At 64.4% G+C, this 19517-nt stretch carries 12 protein-coding genes and 1 pseudogene; 8 read left to right on the top strand and 5 right to left on the bottom strand.

Translation table 11 applies throughout. The features are described from left to right. Nucleotides 1-12 precede the first annotated feature (12 nt). A complete protein-coding gene (locus U0042_RS13315) occupies nt 13-567 on the top strand; it encodes a hypothetical protein (protein WP_114810376.1) in 555 nt (184 codons plus the stop codon). Between the two features lie 1185 nt (nt 568-1752). Here the strand turns inward: U0042_RS13315 and tssE are convergent. The 4 genes and pseudogenes from tssE to U0042_RS13295 form a co-directional block, all read right to left on the bottom strand. Further along, a complete protein-coding gene (gene tssE, locus U0042_RS13310; RefSeq protein ID WP_114810377.1) occupies nt 1753-2178 on the bottom strand; it encodes a type VI secretion system baseplate subunit TssE in 426 nt (141 codons plus the stop codon). Nucleotides 2179-2190: 12 nt separating this feature from the next. After that, nucleotides 2191-4902, bottom strand: coding sequence for a type VI secretion system ATPase TssH (tssH, locus tag U0042_RS13305; RefSeq protein WP_114810378.1), 2712 nt, complete (start codon nt 4900-4902; stop codon nt 2191-2193). A gap of 153 nt (nt 4903-5055) precedes the next feature. After that, nucleotides 5056-5541, bottom strand: a complete 486-nt coding sequence (locus U0042_RS13300; protein WP_012733890.1) for an Hcp family type VI secretion system effector — start codon at nt 5539-5541, stop codon at nt 5056-5058. Nucleotides 5542-5640: 99 nt separating this feature from the next. Next, nucleotides 5641-6177 (bottom strand): annotated as a pseudogene (locus U0042_RS13295) (OmpA family protein); the annotation flags it as partial. Between the two features lie 100 nt (nt 6178-6277). Between U0042_RS13295 and istA the strand changes: the two are divergent. Next, a complete protein-coding gene (gene istA / locus U0042_RS13290) occupies nt 6278-7804 on the top strand; it encodes an IS21 family transposase (protein ID WP_327204975.1) in 1527 nt (508 codons plus the stop codon). Beyond that, the gene (gene istB, locus U0042_RS13285) at nt 7794-8570 is read left to right on the top strand and encodes an IS21-like element helper ATPase IstB (protein WP_327204976.1); all 777 of its coding nucleotides are present in this window, start codon (nt 7794-7796) and stop codon (nt 8568-8570) included. The genes istA and istB overlap by 11 nt, the downstream gene beginning before the upstream one ends. A 335-nt stretch (nt 8571-8905) precedes the next feature. Here istB and U0042_RS13280 read toward each other — a convergent pair whose 3' ends face one another. Then, complete coding sequence (locus U0042_RS13280) at nt 8906-9925, bottom strand: IS110 family transposase (protein WP_327204977.1); 1020 nt, start codon at nt 9923-9925, stop codon at nt 8906-8908. Between the two features lie 171 nt (nt 9926-10096). Here U0042_RS13280 and U0042_RS13275 point away from each other — a divergent pair, with 171 nt between their 5' ends. The 5 genes from U0042_RS13275 to tssJ are packed head-to-tail and all read left to right on the top strand — an operon-like array spanning nt 10097 to nt 18381. After that, entirely contained in the window at nt 10097-13327 is a 3231-nt protein-coding gene (locus tag U0042_RS13275; protein ID WP_114811168.1) for an ImcF-related family protein, read from the top strand. Beyond that, a complete protein-coding gene (gene tssA / locus U0042_RS13270; RefSeq protein WP_198665310.1) occupies nt 13324-14913 on the top strand; it encodes a type VI secretion system protein TssA in 1590 nt (529 codons plus the stop codon). Before U0042_RS13275 ends, tssA begins: the two co-directional genes overlap by 4 nt. Before the next feature lie 10 nt (nt 14914-14923). Continuing rightward, nucleotides 14924-16735, top strand: a complete 1812-nt coding sequence (gene tssF / locus U0042_RS13265) for a type VI secretion system baseplate subunit TssF (protein ID WP_114811167.1) — start codon at nt 14924-14926, stop codon at nt 16733-16735. An 8-nt stretch (nt 16736-16743) separates the two neighbouring features. After that, complete coding sequence (gene tssG / locus U0042_RS13260) at nt 16744-17835, top strand: type VI secretion system baseplate subunit TssG (protein WP_232833387.1); 1092 nt, start codon at nt 16744-16746, stop codon at nt 17833-17835. Nucleotides 17836-17847: 12 nt separating this feature from the next. Beyond that, nucleotides 17848-18381, top strand: a complete 534-nt coding sequence (gene tssJ / locus U0042_RS13255; RefSeq protein ID WP_114811166.1) for a type VI secretion system lipoprotein TssJ — start codon at nt 17848-17850, stop codon at nt 18379-18381. Nucleotides 18382-19517 lie beyond the last annotated feature (1136 nt).

Below are 19517 nucleotides of genomic sequence, written 5' to 3'. Positions count from 1 at the left end.
ACCCATTACGCGATGAAGCGCTCAATATCTCTCATTGGCTTGTGCCTCTCGACCGGCTCTGCTTTTGCGGCCAGCCAGGTTCTGCTCGAAACCCCGGTCACCTACGCACCGGATGCCAGTGTCGTTCAGCAGGTGAAAGACGAATGCCATCTCGAAGACATGCTGGCACGCCACGTCGGCGACACACTTCGCAAGATCAACAGGACAGGCGACGGCACCCTCGCATCACAAGCCGATGCGGGCGACGCAAAGGTCCTCAGGTTGCAGATTACCCACGTACTGGGCGTCGGCGGTGGCGCATGGAGCGGCCCCAAGGCCATGACTGTCTCTGCAGACCTGATCGAAGACGGCAAGGTTGCCCGTCATACCAAAATCAACCGCTGGTCTGTTGGCGGAATGTGGGGAGCGTTCAAGGGCACCTGCTCGATACTCGACCGGACGACCGTTGCGATCAGCAAGGACCTGGGTCGCTGGGTGTGCGACCCGTCGTATGAAATCAAGGAAGAGGCGCCCCCAAAGGAGGCTTCGTCGCCGACGGCTGAAGCCGTGCCGACGAAGGCTGAATAAACCGGGCACCGATGCCGGGCTCGGCGCTGTCCTGGTGCGGCGAATCTCTGTGCGGGCAACAGGGATTTGCCACGTCACGCCACTGCGGGCAGTTGTTGACGACAGTTAACTTCGTGCTATGCCATATGCGTATCCTCAATCGGTAGTCACGAGAGCAATCCGGCCAGGACCGCGTGCGAGGACGCGTCAAACGTCCATCCGGTCCGTTCATCTCGTATTCAAGTTTTCGCGAGGCGATGGCGGAGACTTTCCATCCGACGGCATTGCAACGCTGCGAAGGCGTCGAGCGCCGAGAAAGTGGTGGGCAATTGGGCGGGACAAAGATAACGGCGTAAATGGAGCCAGCCGTGAGTGATGTGCCAGTGGCCCTCCGCCAGTTGAAAGCAGCTCCCCACCGCGGACGAAAGGGCGGGTAGCGGGCTCGCCGTGCTTGTCACGAAGGTGCTGCGTTAGGGCGCCGCTGCACCCCGTTGTTCCATGCCGGCGACGAAATTGCGGCCGTCTGCATAAACGAGTCAACGCTAAATTCGAGAAAGCGCTGTGAGATTGGCCGTATGGGTGTCGATGGCTATACCCTTAACCCAAGGTGTCCAGCCAGGGCTCGGGCACGGGGCTGTGTTGCGTCCGCCGTTGATCGTTGGAGGCCATCAACCTGTGCGTGTGCTTCGTAAATGCGTTTGCAAAAAAGCCACAACCGCCGAATACAAAACGGTGTGCATGTTCCGTTACGGTAGTGAGCTCCCTGACCCCTCATCCGCGCGGAAATCTGCATGTTGGCCGGTATTCGTCGGCATGTTCTTCAAGCGCATTTCCTGATGTCAAAGGCTCACCGCGTGTCGCGCGTGAATGCGGCGATGGGGTCCGTGGCTGACGCCGCCCGTTCGCCGCGGCGGACACGCTGCACCGTACGCTTCTCGCGAGCCTCGGAACGACGCAGAGGTTGGCTGGAGCGGGGCGTGGTTGCTGGGTGTTTTTGCGCCTCCTGCTTGAGTTCTGCGGGACTCAACCACTGTTCCCGGTATTCTGCGCGAGCGAATCCCGCTACAAAGAGAAGCACGAACGACGCGAAGAAGCGTTGCACGTGACGACCGGCGTGCTACCTGTTCGCCACAGTCATATTGGTCAGTTGCGCGCCCGAATTGCGCGACATCAGAAATCGCTCGTTACTGCTGTTCCGTAATTGCATTACGTGCGCTCCTGTTCGCGCCGCTTCAGACGCATGCGTCCCGGCGGCTCGAAATACGTGCCGAAGCGCACGAGTCCAGCCTTCCTGAGATGACACGTCAGCTCGAAGCTCACCAGCACGCCTGGGTCGTTGTTTTCGATGATGTCGACGTCGATGGACCGGATGCGCGGCTCGTACTTCAGCAGCGTTGCCTCCATCTGCTGCTTGAGCATGTGCGAGGAGGCGGGCAGGGCCTTGTAGATGTTGGTGAGGTCCGGCAGGCCGTAATCAGGCAGATGCTTGAGGGCGCCCGCGCGCGTGTTGAGAATGCGCTGCACGTTCTGCTGCACGCTCATGCATTCGAGCGTGCGGTCGTCATATGCGGCCAGCGGCTCGCCGCCGATCTGCCCGAGCAGCATGTCGTAGAGGGAGGGACCGGCCGGCATCGTGTGGGGCCCTCAGGCGGTTACGGATGTGGGCGCGGCGTTGGTTTGCGCAACGTTGGCCTCGTCAACGAAATCGATCGTGAGGTTGCCTTCGGCCGAACTCGAGAGCGCGATCTTTGCCGGCGCCGTGCCGCCCGCCATGCGCGCGAGCAACTCGCGCGATACCGTCGGCAGGATGCGCTGGTTGAGGAACGCATCGACATTGCGTGCGCCGGACTCGCGCGCCAGGCACAGTTCTGCCATCGCGCCGACAAGCGATTCGTCGCACGTCAGTTCGACGCCGTGCTGGCGGTGCAGGCGGTCGGCGACCTTCGCGAGCTTCAGGCGCACGATGGAGGCCAGCGCCGCGACATCGAGCGGCCGGTAGACGAGCGTCTGGAAACGCGCGAGCAGCGCCGGCTGGAAGTGCGCGACGAGTTCGGGATGAATCGCGTCGAGCAGGGCGGCGTGCGCAATTTCCGGATTGTCGGCCGTCGCCCCGTCGATCTGTGCGCTGCCTAGGTTGGAGGTCATCAGGATCACGCAGTTGCGGAAGTCGATCTCGCGACCTTCGCCGTCGCGCATCGTGCCGCGGTCGAACACCTGATAGAACATGTCGAGCACGTCGCGATGTGCCTTCTCGACCTCGTCGAGCAGCACGACGCTGTAGGGCCGTTGGCGCACCGCTTCCGTGAGGACGCCGCCGCGGCCATAGCCGACGTAGCCGGGCGGTGAGCCCTTGAGCTGCGAGACCGTGTGGGCTTCCTGGTACTCGGACATGTTGACGGTCGTGAGGGCGGCTTCGCCGCCGAACAGCAGGTCGGCGAGCGCCAGCGCCGTCTCGGTCTTGCCGACACCCGACGGTCCGGCCAGCAGAAACACGCCGAGCGGCGCGTGCTCGCTGCGGAGGCCTGCCTTCGCGGTGCGCAGGCTTTCGGCAAGTGCGGTCAGCGCGTCGTCCTGTGCCACCACGCGTCTGGCCAACTGCGCTTCGAGCGTGAGCAGACTCTGCAGTTCGTCTTCCACGAGGTCGCCCACCGGCACGCCGGTCCATTCGGCCACCACGCGCGCGACGGCCTGCGCGTCGACGTCCGCGAAGACGAGCGGCGTCTTGCCTTGCGCCTGGAAGAGTGTCTCGCGGGATTGTGCGAGCGACGCTTCATCGCGCGCGGCCGGGTCGATGCCACGTTGTTCCAGCAGCGTCTTGACCAGTTTCAGTTCGCCGTCGTAGCGGGCCTGCAGCTGTTCCAGTTCGGTTCGTGCCTGTTCCAGTGCGCTATCGAGCGTAGTGCGACGCGCCGCGCCATCGCCGATACCGGCGCGTGCGTCGTTATCAAGCGTGGCGCGTTCCAGTTCCAGCGCCGCCACGGCGGCGCGTGCCCGCTGCAGTTCGGCGGGTGGCGATTCCAGCCCCATGCGCACGCGCGCCGCGGCAGTGTCGATCAGGTCGACGGCCTTGTCGGGCAGTTGCCGCGCGGGAATGTAGCGGCGCGAGAGCTTCACCGCGGCGACGAGTGCGTCGTCGCGGATGTGCACGGCGTGGTATGTCGCGTAACGGCTCCTGAGACCGCGCAGCATCAGGCAGGCGGCGTCGTCGTCGGGCTCGTCGACCTTGATGACCTGAAAGCGCCGTTCGAGCGCGGCGTCGCGTTCGAAGAATTCCTTGTATTCGGACCACGTGGTGGCTGCGATGGTGCGAAGCTCGCCGCGCGCGAGCGCGGGCTTGAGCAGGTTCGCCGCGTCGGCGCCGCCGGCAGCATTGCCTGCGCCGATCAGCGTATGGGCTTCGTCGATGAAGAGCAGGACCGGCACCGCCGACGCCTGCACCTCGTCGATCACGTTCTTCAGACGCTGTTCGAACTCGCCCTTCACGCCGGCACCGGCCTGCAGCAGGCCGAGGTCCAGCGTGAGAATGTGCACGTCGCGGATCACGTTGGGCACGTTGCCTTCGGCCACGCGCAGCGCGAGCCCTTCCACCAGCGCGGTCTTGCCGACACCCGGCTCGCCGACGAGGATCGGGTTGTTCTTGCGGCGGCGCGCGAGCACGTCGACCATCTGCTGGATCTCGCGGTCGCGTCCGAAGACGGGATCGATCTGGCCGTTGCGGGCCTTCTCCGTCAGGTCGATGGCGAAGCGGGCGAGGGCTTCGCCTTCGGTGCTGCGACGGGATGGCGGTGCCTGTGCGGCATCGCCAGCGCCTGCGGCCGGTGGGATATCGGTGGTGGGACCAGCCTCAGCTTCTTCTGCTTCCGGCTCCTCGTCTTCGAGACTGTCCTCGCATGACAGGTGACCAAGACGCGGCAGCAGCCGTCCGATCTGCGCGCTGCTCACGGACAGCAGCGGCCAGGCTTTCTGCGCGCGCAGCGCGTGCGGCGTATCGACAATTGCCTGCAACAGGTGTCCCGAGCGGATCAGGCTGTCCTCGTCTTCGTCGGACGCGCGAACCCACGCGGCTTGCAGCACCGTGGCGAGCTGGACGGAAAGCGCTGGTCTGCCCCTGAGGTTGCGCGGCAGGTGACCGATGGTGTCGAGCAGCGCCTCCCATACGAAATCGATGTCCACCCCGTAGTGGTTGAGGATGGCGGGAATGTCGCCGTCGCCTTCCTCGAGAAACTTCAGCAGCCAGTGCTCGACGAAGATCTCGCCCGCGAGGCGTCCCTGACAGAGGCTGGCAGCGGCCTCCAGTGTCTTCGCGCAGTGGGGATTGAGCCGGCGGAGGAGGTGGGTCGTATCGCGGAGGGTCATGACGGGGTGGTCGGATGGAAAGGAGGCCTCAGCGTTCAGCTAGCTGTGCGACTCCGGGTAAAGAAAGACCAGCCCGCAAACCTGACTGTCAGGCAAACGGACCGGCAAAACGGGACCGGCTGCGAAGGCCGGTCCCGGCACACGCCGCGGATATCAGGAACGCTCGTTCCAGGTGTCCTTGTGGATGATGTTGCCGTCCTTGTACGACCACGTGATGGTCTCGTAGCGCAGTTCGACGTTTTCCAGATGGTTGTGCTTCTCGTAGTCCGGGTTCTTGATGTCGTACATCACCGGATTGACTGCGACGATCTTGACGTTGTCGAGCTTCGTGTTGAAGTACTCCTTCTCCTTGCCAGCGTCGTCGATCTTGTACCACTTGATCTCGACCGACTTGAGCGTCTGACCACTGGTCACGGCTTTGTACAGGTACGGCGTGGATGCGTCAGTTTCCTTCGTCAGGGTGATGGGCTTGTGGACGCGCGTGCCGGTCAGCTTGCCGGTGTTGCCGTCGGTCGGGATATGCACGCCGTGATTGAATGCGACGAGCTCGACGCTACCCTCGCGGCCCTGCACCGTCACCGAACCCTTGATGTCGGCACCGCCGTCGTCCTTGAGCCACATGTAGGCCGGAATTGCCATTGCTTAACTCCTTATTACGCACTACTTACTACGACAATCGCCCGGAGCCTGCGACCGGGCATTGGAATCCCGAAGCAGACCGCTTCGGGGACTAAAGCGCTAACTCCCCGGTGCTTCCGGTGATGGCGCGTTTTTCGCTGTGTCGGGGATCAGCGTGATTTCCACGCGCCGGTTTCTTGCGCGCCCCTCGGGCGTATCGTTGGTTGCGACCGGACGTGTGTCGCCATAGCCCTGGATGGCGAACTGTGTAGCGGGAATGCCCGATGCCTCGATCAGCCAGTCGCGCACAGCCTCTGCGCGTGCTGCCGACAGATTCAGATTGCTCTTCGGTGTGCCGACGTTGTCGGTGTAGCCGGCGACGAGAATCCGCTTGTCCGGGTGTGCCTTGATCATCTCCAGTGCGCCGACCATGGCGCGCGTCGAACCGGGCCTGAGCTGTGCCTTGCCGCTGTCGAACAGCGACATGCTGTCGAGCGTGACGACGGCCGGCGGCGGAGGAGGCGGGACATACGAGGCGATCGCTTCGTTGAGCGACGGCACCAGCCGGGCGCCGCGAAACATGCCGAACGACAGACGCAGCGGGACGCCGATGCGCGCGTACCGGTCCAGTTCGTCCCGGTCGGAGATGAGAGCCTGTTGATTTGCACGGAAACCTGACCCGGCCAGGGCAGTAATTTGCATCGAATATTGACCCACGTAGAACACTGACCTGCTCGGCAACGGGCAGGGGAACGGAGTGATCGACGTGGCTATATTGAGCATCATCCGACGCTGGCACTTTCGCGATCAGGTCTCGTTGCGCGAGATTTCCAGACGGCTGGGCGTGTCCAGAAACACGGTCAGGCGTTACATCCGGGCCGGCACGGTTCTGCCGGCCTATCCCGAGCGCCACAGCCCCAGCAAACTCGACGGGTTTGCCGCGAAGCTCGCAGGCTGGCTCAAGACCGAGGCGAACCGGCCGCGCAAGCAGCGCAGGACGCTCAGGCAGATACACGCGGATCTGTGCGCGCTTGGCTTCACGGGCTCCTATGACCGCGTGGCGGCGTTTGCCCGGCGGTGGCGGCAGGAACAGCACGAGCAGGCGAAGACCACGGGACGCGGAACGTTTGTGCCGCTGCGCTTTGCCCCTGGCGAGGCATTCCAGTTCGACTGGAGCGAGGACTGGGCGGTGATCAACGGCGAGCGTGTCAAGCTGCAGGTCGCGCAGCTCAAGCTCAGCCACAGCCGGGCCTTCTTCCTGCGCGCCTACCTGCTGCAGACCCACGAGATGCTGTTCGATGCGCATCATCATGCGTTCGTCGCCTGGGGCGGCATTCCACGCCGCGGCATCTACGACAACATGAAGACTGCCGTTGACCGGGTGCGTCCCGGCAAGGTGCGCGAGGTCAACGCGCGCTTCAGCGCGATGGTGAGCCACTACCTGTTTGATGCCGAGTTCTGTAACGTGGCCTCGGGCTGGGAGAAAGGGCAGATCGAGAAGAATGTCCAGGACAGCCGCCACCGCCTCTGGCAGAAGGTGCCGGCGTTCGGTTCACTGGATGCGCTGAACGACTGGCTGGCCGACCAGTGCGTACTGCTGTGGCAGCAGACGCGGCACCCGGAGCAGGACATGACGGTCTGGGATGCGTGGTCGGCCGAGCGGCCCCACCTGATGCCGGTGGGCCAGCCGTTCGATGGCTTCGTCGAACATGTCAAACGCGTTTCGCCCACCTGCCTGGTGAACTTCGAACGCAACCGCTACAGCGTGCCGGCGTCGTTCGCCAACCGGCCCATCAGCCTGCGTGTGTATGCCGCAAGGCTGGTGTTCGTTGCCGAGGGGCAGGTGATCGCCGAGCACGGGCGGCGTATCAACCGCAGCCATGACCGCGGCGAGACGGTCTACGACTGGCGTCACTACCTGGCCGTCCTGCAGCGCAAACCGGGCGCACTGCGCAATGGCGCACCGTTCGCCGAGTTTCCGGAGGCCTTGCGCAGGCTGCAGGGCGTGCTGCTCAGGCACCCGGGCGGCGACCGCGAGATGGTCGAGATCCTGGCGCTGGTGCTGCTGCACGACGAACAGATGGTGCTCACCGCAGTTGAGCGGGCGCTTGAGGCGGGTGTGCCGAACAAGCAGACGGTACTGAACATCCTCAGCCGCCTGCTCGACAGCCCGCCTGTGCCGCCGCTGCAGACGCCGCAGGCCTTCGCACTGAAGGTCGAGCCACAGGCCAACGTCGGCCGCTACGACCGCCTGCGTGGCCGGGAGGACAGCCATGCAGCCTGAGGCCATGATGCAGATGCTCAAGTCACTGAAGCTGCACGGCATGGCCCAGGCGCTGGGCGAACTCGCAGCGCAGGACTCGCCGGCGTACAAGGCGGCTTCGCTGGTGCTGGCCGGGCTGCTCAAGGCGGAGATTGCCGAGCGCGAAGTGCGTTCCCTCGCGTACCAGATGAAGGTGGCACGCTTCCCGGCGTACCGCGACATGGGCGGGTTCGACTTCAGCTGCAGCGATGCCGACGAGGCGCTGGTGCGCCAGCTGTACCAGTGCGACTTCATCGACTCGGCGCACAACATCGTGCTGGTGGGTGGGCCCGGTACGGGCAAGACCCATCTGGCAACGGCCATCGGTGTGCAGGCGCTCGAACATCATCGCCGCCGCGTGCGCTTCTTCTCCACCATCGAACTGGTCAACGCCCTCGAGCAGGAGAAGCTGGGCGGCAAGCCCGGGCAACTGGCCACACGGCTCATGTATGCCGACCTCGTGGTGCTGGACGAACTCGGCTACCTGCCGTTCAGCCAGACCGGCGGGGCGCTGCTGTTCCATCTGCTCAGCAAGCTCTACGAGCGCACCAGCATCATCATCACCACCAACCTGAGCTTCGCCGAATGGGCCAGTGTGTTTGGCGATGCAAAGATGACCACCGCGCTGCTCGACCGGCTCACACACCACTGCCACATTGTAGAAACAGGCAACGATAGCTATCGTTTCAGAAACAGCACAACACAGCCAAAGAAGGAGCGAAAGAAGACCCAGATACCCACCGCATAACCCGCAAGGCTGGTCCAAGGGGTGGGTCAGAATTCAATGCAAATCGTGGGTCAGGCTTCCGTGCATGTATGGACCCGACGCGCTTTGCAAGCTCTTGACGATGATTGGAAATGGTCTGCATGCATGTATCCGGCTTGCTTGTGGGCAGTTGCCGAAGCACGCCCGCAGCCTTGACGAGATCCGCGCATCCTTGTCCTGAGCAAATCAACGGCTCGAGCTACGTGGCCGGCACGGAAGACAGGTTTCAGGATGCTGGTTCTACCGATTTCGTCATCATGTACTAGAGCTACGCAAACCTGCGCTGGGTGATGCCGGAATCTAAACCTGTACTGCGTTCATTGCACGGCTGGGTTGTACGATGCTTCAGTACTCAGCAGGACCTGAAGGATACGTGCGTTCTTGTTGGCCAGTGCTACTGCCGCACAGTTGTAGCCGCGTCGGGCGATCAGTTGCTGCAACCATTGACTACGTCTGTCAGCTTTGCCAGACGCGTATTGCAAAACAGTTCTTGCACCGTGAATCAGAAGAGTTCGCAAATAGGTATCGCCGCGCTTGCTGATGCCCTGCAACCGGGCCTTGCCCCCCGAGGAATATTGACGGGGCACTAGCCCGAGCCACGCTGCAAGGTGACGCCCGTTGGAAAACTGTTTGGCATCGCCGATAGCGCCAACAACGGCGCTCGCAGTTAATGGACCGATACCCTCGACCGCGGTAATCTTGCGGCACAATGCCGAGTTCTTTACGAAGTCTTTTATCGCCACTTCCAGCCATTGAATCCGAGCTTCCAGCGCCTGCAGGTGCTGCAGCATGTCGGTAAGCAGCGCCTGGCAGAAAGTCGTCAGTTCGGAGCTCTCGTTACTCAATAAGGTCGGGATGGTTCGTTTGAAAGCCTGCACCGAGCGCGCGACGATCAGGCCGCGCTCGGCCAGCAGTCCTCTGATCTGGTTGATAACTGCCGTGCGCTGGCGCACCAGGACGGCACGCATTCGATGCACGGCCTGGATGTCTTCCTGCTCGACCGATTTAACGCTAACGAAGCGCATCGACGGACGTGAGGCTGCTTCGGCGATTGCCTCCGCATCGTTGCGGTCGTTCTTGTTTGTCTTCACGAACGGCGTTACATATTGAGGACTTAACAGGCGAACCTCGATACCCATGCCGGTAAAGCGACGTGCCCAATGATGGGCTGAACTGCAAGCCTCCATTGCTATGACTCGCGGGCGAAGCTTTTGAACCGTCTCGATCAATGCTCCACGCCCGACCTTGGATCGATGCACCGCGCGCCCGCTACGTTCAGCACCGTGAAGCTGGAAGACGTGCTTGGCAAGATCAATGCCGAGAATATCGATTTCCATGATGAACCTCCCGATGTGGTCCCGTTAAGAGGACATTCAGCAGTATCGCGCTTCCCCGAAGGGGCGTCGGGTCCATCTCAGTAAATCAACAGTTACGACGCCGGCAGGCGCGCAGCGTCCGTTAACCACGACGATCAGGGCCAACCGTCGGGACAAGCCGACCGGGCTACATTGCTTCGCAATGCCCTGCGCGACCGTCACGGTTTCCGTTGGCGCTACCGCGAACGCTGGGTACTCGTCGCCGGCGACGAACCGCTTGTAAAGCGCCTGGCGCCGGGACTTGTTGACAAGGGGTATCTGATCACCGGCGACACGGTTTTGCTCTACGCAAAGCAGACCACCACCACCCTCGACACCGATTGGCTTAACCAGATCCGCCGCCTGCGCCGCCGTCGCCCGGTCGATGCCATGGTAGGCATCGTGAGCGACCGTACGTCCTCGAACACCCCGTTCGACACCGACAGCCTCTCGCAGCGGCTCGCCCGTCATGCCCGCGCTCTGCGCTGGGCAGCACCCGCGTACCTGCTCAACGTCACCGATTTCGGCAGCGAAGCATCCGGTCCCGACGACGCCATCGGCTTCACGTGGTCACGCCCGCGCGTGAGCCCGGACGAGATCAACCGGTCCCTGCAGGGGCTCTCGTACAACCTCGCCGACGCTGGTGTCGTACGACTCACGCGGAATGCCACCGATCGCTATCCCGTCGAACTCTCGCGACATATCGACCGGCTGCGCGACGGGTTGACAGGCCTGGTCCTGCAGACGTCGCAGTCCCGCGTGTGGCGGCATGCTATTCACGGCGTCCTTTTTGCACCGCTGTTCAAGGAACGGGAACCGGCGCCACCCGCGTCTGCTGGCGCGAACGACGATGAGCCGGCTGCCGGCCCGCTACACCGCACCGTCTGGCAAACCATCGCCACCCACAGCCGCAAGGTCCACGGCCGCCGCGTCGGTTTCTCGCTATCGACCACCGCAGCATGGCTCACCACCGCCATGCTCGCCCTGTGGATCACCGACACGATGATCTCGGGCTTCACGAACCGCGCAACCATCCGGGCCGCTGGCGACACGCTGACGAAGCTCTCCGCCTCGCAGGACCGCACGCGGGCCCTGCAAACGCTCGACCGCCTCGACCGCCAGATCGACACGCTCGAAACCCGCCAACGCGACGGTGCGCCCTGGATCACGCGCTTCGGCCTGAACCACGACGGCGCGCTGCTGGCCGCCCTGTGGCCGGGCTATGAGAACGCCGCCGCTCGCATCCTCGTCGGTCCCATCCGCGAGAAGCTGGAGTCGCGATTGCGCCAGCTCGCCTCGCTGTCGGACGCCGAGATCGCGAGCGGCGGCAATGCTCAGGTGCAAGCTGCCTACGACACGCTCAAGGCGTACCTCATGCTCGCCAAACCCGAACGCGCGATGGCGGCATTCCTCGCGCCGCAACTGGTCGCGACCTCGGTGCCCGCGCGACCGGAGAATTCGCCCATGTCAGCGGGCACCTGGGAGGATCTGCGCCAGCACACCATCGCATTCCTTGCGAACCATCTGGGACGCGGCGCTTCGGCAGATGGCTCGTCGCTGGCCATCGTGCCCGACGGTGGCCTGATCGCGGCCACGCGCCAGACCGTCATCGGCGTGCGCGGCATCCAGAACTCGAGGGACGCGCTCTACCAGCAGATCATCGCGGACGCCTCTCCGAAGTACCCGCCGGTGTCCCTTGCCACGTTGCTGGGCGACACCACGGGCCGCGGCCTCTTCAACACGACGGCGACGATTCCCGGCGTGTTCACGCGCACAGCGTGGGAGGAGCGCATCTCGAAGGCCATCGACGAGGCGAGCGGGCAGCGCGACGTCGCCGGCGACTGGGTGCTCTCGGACACGAAAGCGACGAATCCCGCGCTATCGACGCTGAAGGCCGAACTGCGCCAGCGTTACTTCGACGACTACACGCGCGCGTGGGCGTTGTTCCTCAACAGCCTGCGCTGGCAGGCAGCGCCCACGCTCTCGGCCACGGCCGACCAGCTCACGCTGCTGGGCGACTCGCAGCGCTCACCGCTCGTGGCGCTGATGAACGCCATCGTCTGGCAGGCCGGCGCAGGCGCGAATGCGCAGTCCCTGTCCGATACGCTGATCAGCAAGGCACAGCAGCTTGTCGGCGCCGACGAAAAAAATCCGTCGAAGCAGACACAGCCGCAGCTGGCGCCGCTCGCGGTGGCATTCGGACCGATCCTGCGGCTCACGGGCAGCGACCTGGTTCAGGCCGCGCCCGCCGGCAGCAAGGCCGCGGCCCAGCAGGCCGCGACGGGCGACCTGAGCCTCGCGCGCTACCTCGAACGCGTCACGGCGATGCGCCTGAAGGCCACGCAGATCGTTTCGGGCAGCGACCCGGACGCGATGGCCCGCATGGCCGCGCAGTCGGTATTGCAGGGCAAGACGTCCGACATTGCCGAAAGCCGCGACTACGCGAGCCGCGTGGCCGCCAGTCTCGGCGAGCAGTGGGCCGGTTTCGGCGAACTGTTCCGCGCCCCTCTGGACCAGACCTGGCAGGCGGTCGTGCAGCCGGCCGCGTCGAGTCTCAACGACATCTGGCGCAGTGCGATCGTCGCTGACTGGAACCGCTCGTTCGGCGGCCGCTATCCGTTCGCGGATTCGGACAACGACGCATCGCTGCCTGAGATGGCGCGCTTCATGCGGCCCGACAACGGCGTCATTGCGCAATTCGTGACGACGCAGCTTGCCGGCGTGGTGGAACGGCAGGGCGACCGTTGGGTGGCGGCGCAGGGCGCGGACCACGGCGCGCTGACCATCGACCCGGCGTTCCTCAGGAGCCTCAACCAGCTCACGCGGATTTCATCGGTCGTGTTCCCGTCCGGCGACGCGCACGTGCGCTACGAGCTGAGTGCGGAGCCCACGCCGGGCGTAACCGACATGAAGTTCGTGCTGGCCGGGCGGGAGCTGCATTACTTCAACCAGAAGCAGGAGTGGACGCCGTTCGAATGGCCCGGCCAGTCGCTGGAGAACGTCTCGCATATCGAATGGCAGACGGCGCAGGGCGGTTTGCGCAGCGCGCTCGACGCGCAGGGCCGGTTCGGTCTGATCCGGCTGCTTGAGCGCGCGAAGGTTTCGCAGCAGGACAGCGCACGCTACCTGCTCAGCTGGACGCCCGACACGAGCCAGGGCATTGCGCTCAAGGTCCAGCTGCGCAGTGAGGCGGGTGCAGGCCCGCTCGACGTGCTTCAACTGCGTCACTTCGCGCTGCCGTCGCGAGTGTTCATCACAGGCGCGTCTACGGGCGGACCGAAGCTCTCGGGCATCAGTCCGCCGCCGTTGCCGGCGTCTGCCCTTGCCGCGGCAAAACACGCCGCCATGCCGCTGCCCGGCGGCTACGTACCGGAGGTTCAATGATGTTGGGCGGACTGTTCAAGCGCCTCTTTCCCGCCCGCGACGACGGCGAACAGCTAGCACGTGCCCGGCTCGATGCCTGGGCCGCCTGGGTCCAGCCGCTGCCCGGCGAGGGCGGCGCAGGCCGCGACCCTGGCTACGAAGACGTGTTCTTCGAACTGCGCGAGGAAACGCAGAAGCTCTCGGGCATCGACGACGGCCTCGTCGTCCGTTCCTGCGAGCAACTGCTGAAGGAGACCGGCAAGGATCTGCGCCTCGCCGGCTATTACGCGTTCGCGCGGCTCCGGCAGGACGGTGCCGCCGGTTTTGCGGACGGCCTCGAACTGGCGGCTGCGCTCGTCGACCGCTTCGGCGAGGCACTGCTCCCCGCACGTGCCGAAGCGAAGAAGGGCGCGCTCGAAATGCTGGCCACCACGCGCATGATCGAGCTGCTCGAGAGCCGCGGTGCGTTTGCGCCGACGGATCTTGAACGCGCGCTCGCCGCGCTCGACGTGCTGCTCGAACGCACGGCAACGTGGCCCGAAACGGCGCGGCCGAACCTGCAGCCGCTCGTGTCCCGCTTCGACCAGAAGGCCGAGCCTGCGCGCAAGGTGGAAGCCGACGCCGGCATGTCGACACCGGTTCCAATGTCGTCGGCCACGACGTCAAGTCCCATCGAGTCCACACGCGACCTGCTCGACCAGGCCCGCACGATGGCCGTGTGGCTGCGCGATCAGGAAAATGGCTATCTGCCCTCCGTGCGGCTCGTGCGCAGCGTGCGCTGGGACACGCTGCACGAGGTGCCGCCTGCTGACGCTGCGTCACAGACGCGCCTGCCGCCGCCGCGCGGCGAACTGCGCCAGCAGATGAAGCGGCTCGTGCTGCAGAAGCAGTGGCACGAACTGCTGGAGCGCGTCGAGGGCGCGTTCATGGAAGGCGTGAATCACCTGTGGTTCGATCTCCAGTACTTCCAGCACGTCGCGCTCGATCACGTCGGCGCGCCGTACAGCACCTGGCGCGAACTGTTGCGCGCGGACTTCGCGCTGTTCCTCGAACGGCTGCCCGGCATCGAGCGTCTTTCCTTCAACGACGGCACGCCGTTCGCCGACGACGCCACCCTCGAGTGGATCGCGCGACACGCGGTGGTGCGCGACCTTGAAGCGGGCGAGACCGTGGCGCCGTTCCCGGTATCGGCCGACAAGGAAGGCGAGGCGGCCGGCGACTGGCCGGAGATCGAGGCGCAGGCACGCGACGTGTCGGCGCGCGAGGGTGTGGAGGCGGCGTTCGGCTGGCTCGAAGCGCTGCCCGGCATGAAGACGGAACGGCATCGCTACCTGCAGCGGCTCGTGATGGCGCGCCTTGCCGACTACGGCGGCAAGCCCGACACGGCCCTCGCACTGCTGACCGAACTCGACGGCGCGGCACGCTCGCTGCCGCTCGCGCGCTGGGAGCCCGCACTCGTCTTCGAGATCAAGCAGCAGTTGCTTCGCACGCTCAAGGCCATGAGCAACCGCAAGGACGCGGACAAACCGGCACTCGCGCGGCGCATCGGCGAACTGCAGGCGGAACTGACCGTGCTCGATCCGGCGCGGGCTCTCGCCCTCTCATAAGAACGAAACAATGGAAAACGACGATCCCATCCTGCGCTACTACGAAGCCGAGATGCGCTACCTGCGCGAATCCGGCAAGGAGTTCGCGAAGGCACATCCCGACCGCGCGCGCCTGCTCAACCTCGACCGCGTGGGCGACCGCGATCCGTACGTCGAGCGGCTCTTCGAAGGCTTCGCGTTCCTCACCGGGCGGCTGCGGCAGAAGCTCGACGACGAGCTGCCCGAGCTGACCGAAGGCCTCGTGAGCCTGCTCTGGCCGCATTACCTGCGGATGATCCCGTCGCTCTCGGTGGTCGAACTCATTCCGCTCGCCGAGAAGCTCCAGAAGACCGAGGTGGTGCCGGCCGGCGTGCCGGTGCGTTCCGCGCCCATCGCCGTGCCGCCGGCGGGCGCGGAAGGCACCACGCCGAAGACGGTGCAGTGTCTGTACCGCACGACGCAGGACGTTACCGTGCAGCCGCTGTCGATCACGCACGCCGGGCTGACGGTGCGCCACGACGGGCGTTCTGTCATCCGCCTGGGTTTCCAGCTGCACCACTCGGCGCGCCGACAGGAGATCGACCTATCGTGCCTGCGCCTGTATCTGAACGCGGACCTGCCCACGGCGTTCGCCATGCATCTTGCGCTCACGCGTCAGGTGGAGGCGGTTCACTGGCGTGTGCCGGAAATCCGCGATGGTGAAGCCGTGCCGCTTGCCGGTGTCACGATCGAGCCCGCGGGCTTCTCGGCAGAAGAGCGGCTGTGGCCCAAGGCCGATGCCGCGTTCTCCGGCTACCAGTTGCTGCTCGAATACTTCACGTTCCGGGAGAAGTTTCTCTTCGTCGATCTGTGCGGTCTCGATGTCGCGAAGCTTCCGGAAAAGTCGGACCGTTTCGAACTGGAGATCGTGCTGCAGCACGCCTGGCCCGCCGACCACCGGTTCGATGCCGCGAACGTGCGCCTGTTCTGCAGCCCCGTGATCAACCTGTTCGAACTCGACGCCGAGCCCGTCGTGATCAACCATCACGAGACGGAGTACCGCGTGGTGCCCGCAGGCCACCAGGGCGCGCACGTGGAAACCTACTCGGTCGACGCCATCGAGACCTTCGACCACGAAACGGCCGAGCGCTACGAATACGTGCCCTTTGCCACCTTCCGGCACCGCGGCGGCATGCTGCGCCACGAGGCACCCGAGCGCTATTTCCACAGCCGTGTGAGACCGGGCGTGTCGGGGCTGCACGAGACGTGGGTGATCCTCGGCGGACACGCGTGGGAAACGATGGACACGCTGCCTGAGGAAAGCCTTTCGCTGCGCGTGACAGGGACGAACGGCCTGCTGCCGCGCAAGGGTCTGCGCGAGGCGAGCCTCGACGAACTGGCGGCTAGTACGCCGAACGTGGCCGGCGTGCGCAACCTCGTGTCGCCGACGCTGCCGCTCTATCCGCCCACCCAGGACCGCTTCCAGTGGCGCCTGCTGTCGCATCTCGCGCCGAACTTCCTCTCGATGATGAACGCCGAGGTGCTGCGCGGGGCGCTCGCTCTCTACGACTGGACCGACGACGAACTCAACCGCCGCCGGCTCGCGGGCATCCTGCGGGTATCGCAGGAACTGGTCGAGGAGGTGACGGGCGGCGCGGTCGAACGCGGCGTGCTGATCGAGGTGACGCTCGATTCCCACGCGTTCGCGGGCGAGGGCGACGTGATGCTGTTCGGTGAACTGCTGCATCGCTTCTTCGCGCTCTACGCCGACATCAACCTGTTCACGAAGCTCGCGATCGTGAGCCTGCCGTCGCAGGCACGGGTGGAATGGTCGCGCAGCAAGGCACAGCGGGCGCCGTTATGAGTGCAGCGATGAAATCGGCCCTGGACGCAGACGGTCTGTCTCATGTTGAGCCGCTCATGGCGTCGCTGCTTGCGCGCGCGCCGCAGATGAGCTTCATGCAGCTGTGCCGGCTGCTGGAAGCGCGTGCGCCGGATCAGCCCGGCATCGGTACGCGCGATACGCCCGAGCATGAGCCCGTGCGCTTTCGCCCGCGTCCGCGGACCGGCTTCCCAGCAGGGGAGATTGCCTCGGTCGGGTTCGACGAGGAGCATCCCGACGCACCGCCCTCCGTGCGCACGACGTTCATGGGCCTCTATGGCGTCGATGCCGCGATGCCGTCGCACATGATCGACGACATCGTGATGCGGGAGGAGGGCCACGAGGCGGTTGAATCGTTCCTCGACCAGTTTAATCACCGTTACGTCACGCTGCTGTATCGCGCGTGGAAGAAGTACCGGCATGCGGAGAGCTTCCGGCCGGGTGGTGCCGATGCTCATTCGCGCAGCCTGCTTTGCCTCGCCGGCTTCGGCTGGGGCGACAAGCCGGCGCGTGCGGGCCTGCCCGACTCTCGCATGCTCGCGCTGCTCGGCCTGCTGGTCCAGCGCACGCGTACGCCCGAGGGGCTCGCGGGCGTGATCGCGCTGGCGGTGCCCGGCGTCGACGTGCGTGTGGACGAGTTCTGGCCTGTGACGACGTCGACCGGCAAGCCACAGCCGCTTGGCGCGGCCACGAACGAAGGCAGCGGAGGCAAGGGGCTCGGCGGCGGCTACGTGCTGGGCCGGCGCATGGCGTATCGCAGCCGCGCTGTGCGCGTGACGCTGCGGCCGGCCGATGGGCGTCAGGCGCACGATCTGTTGCCCGGCGCGTCGCTGCACCGCGAGCTGATGGCCTTCGTGCAGCTTTACGTGGGCGTGAAAGCCGACGTGCATCTGCGCATGGAGATGTCGTCGCGGCACGCTCCGCCGCCTTCCGTCGGCTCGCCTGGCGCTGGCCCGTCGCCGCGTCTGGGCTGGACCACCGTGCTGCCGGCGCAGGCCGAGCGGCTCATCAATATTTCGCTGGGGGTGTATGAGGCGTTTCCGCGCGCCGCGGCTGTTTCAGCCTCACCCCAACCCGCCTGAGAAGGACTGAAGATGTCGATCCGTTTCATCACAACAACCGTCCCGCTGGCGCTGGCGCTGTCGGGTTGCGGCGCCTGGCAGGCCGTCTCCGACTCGACGGCGAGCGCGTATCACGCCGTGTTCTTCAAGCAGATCAAAACGCTCAATATCGATGTGTCTGCCCGGGAAGCGTTGAATCCTGATGAGGCCGGCCGCCCCACATCGGTAGCGGTGCGTGTGTATCAGCTCAAGGACCGCAAGCTGTTTGACGGCGCGTCCTACGACGATCTGCTGAAGAACGATCGTGCCGTGCTTGCGCAGGATGTGCAGGCGGATATGGCTACCGTGCTGAATCCTGGGGCATCGGTGAGCCTGTCGCAGCCTATGGCGCCCGAAACAAGGTACGTGGCGATCGTGGCGCTCTATCGGGAGCCCGGTAAGGACGGCGAGTGGAAGCGCGTCGTCGAAAAGAAGAAGCTGGACGCGGACAAACCGCTCAGGCTCTCACTCGTCGACCAGAAGATCGAACTGCCGGCTACGACTGTGGCAGGGCAAAGCGCGCCGTAACGTTGATGGTCATAGGGCGGCCGCAGACGTATTGCGGCAGTGAGCGCGACGTAGCGAAGATACCGGAAGCGGGCGCGAACGATTACGTGGTCAGGCATCCGTACGATGCATCGAGCTCGCTGCGCGGGTCGCAGCGCTGCTGTGCCGCGTCCATCCGCACACAAGACGGGAAGCGTGCGGTATCGAGCTTGGCGACTACGTGATCGACATCAGGGACCGGACCGTGGTGCTGGATCGAAACCGGCGGGTGCTGTCACCGCGCAAGTTCGATTTCACCCGTCTCGTGCTCCGGCATCCGGGTCGGGTTTTTCCTCACGGTGAACTTTACGGGGTATCCGCAGTGCCTTCCGTGAATCCCGTCATCAAGCAACCATCGGTCAGCATCTCACGATGCCCCAGCACTCATGTAGTGCTCGCGCTCGATATCGTGGTCGAAGAGACGCCCGACAGATTCGCGCCTGGTACGGCGACGGCGGTCGGGAAGGGTACTCGTCTTCCACAACGAATGCGGCAGCCGTTGTGTGGCCGATAGCCTGGCAATGCTGACCATGGCGCGGTTGATCGTGATCAGCCGTGCAAGCGCATTGCAAAATGTGCCCCCCAAAAAAGTCATCTGGGGCGAAATGTCATTTCTCTATCCCCATTCCGCTCTTTACGAGTTGTCGCCTACACTTTGAGATAGCGCCGTCGCACATCGCTTTTCTCATGAAGCCAAAAGCGAATGCCAATATCACCGTCTACCCACCTCGATTTTCAATATTTGCCACATTGCGAAACTGGAAACACGAGCTGAGATTGTCTCGAGGATTCTGCCCCTTCAGACAAGCCAGATAAAACCTACCGCGCAGCCAGGCATGCTTTCTGGCTTTCCTCTCAATTTTACGATCGGGCCAGTTGCAGTTCTTAACATTCGAAAAATCGAATCGCTCGGCTTAAATCTGGGTAGCGGCCATCGCGACATATGCCAACGGCATTAATAAACTCACCTCACAGTAAGTTCCAGCTCGTCACAGATTATTTGCTATTTATCAAAGTTGCGTCGGATAACCTGGTCTCGTTGTATGGCAACAACCGTCGAATTGGCATCCGATGTCACCATGCCCCCCGTTCACCGATGCGGTTGTTGACGCTACGAA

Source organism: Paraburkholderia kururiensis (assembly GCF_034424375.1).
Taxonomy (GTDB): domain Bacteria; phylum Pseudomonadota; class Gammaproteobacteria; order Burkholderiales; family Burkholderiaceae; genus Paraburkholderia; species Paraburkholderia kururiensis_A.
This window is presented reverse-complemented; position numbering and strand designations above follow the sequence as displayed.

Coding starts and splice junctions, on each gene's coding strand:
- U0042_RS13315 (WP_114810376.1), top strand. CDS start 13: ATGAAGCGCTCAATATCTCTCATTGGCTTGTGCCTCTCGACCGGCTCT.
- tssE (WP_114810377.1), bottom strand. CDS start 2,178: ATGCCGGCCGGTCCCTCCCTCTACGACATGCTGCTCGGGCAGATCGGC.
- tssH (WP_114810378.1), bottom strand. CDS start 4,902: ATGACCCTCCGCGATACGACCCACCTCCTCCGCCGGCTCAATCCCCAC.
- U0042_RS13300 (WP_012733890.1), bottom strand. CDS start 5,541: ATGGCAATTCCGGCCTACATGTGGCTCAAGGACGACGGCGGTGCCGAC.
- istB (WP_327204976.1), top strand. CDS start 7,794: ATGCAGCCTGAGGCCATGATGCAGATGCTCAAGTCACTGAAGCTGCAC.
- U0042_RS13280 (WP_327204977.1), bottom strand. CDS start 9,925: ATGGAAATCGATATTCTCGGCATTGATCTTGCCAAGCACGTCTTCCAG.
- tssA (WP_198665310.1), top strand. CDS start 13,324: ATGATGTTGGGCGGACTGTTCAAGCGCCTCTTTCCCGCCCGCGACGAC.
- tssF (WP_114811167.1), top strand. CDS start 14,924: ATGGAAAACGACGATCCCATCCTGCGCTACTACGAAGCCGAGATGCGC.
- tssG (WP_232833387.1), top strand. CDS start 16,744: ATGAAATCGGCCCTGGACGCAGACGGTCTGTCTCATGTTGAGCCGCTC.
- tssJ (WP_114811166.1), top strand. CDS start 17,848: ATGTCGATCCGTTTCATCACAACAACCGTCCCGCTGGCGCTGGCGCTG.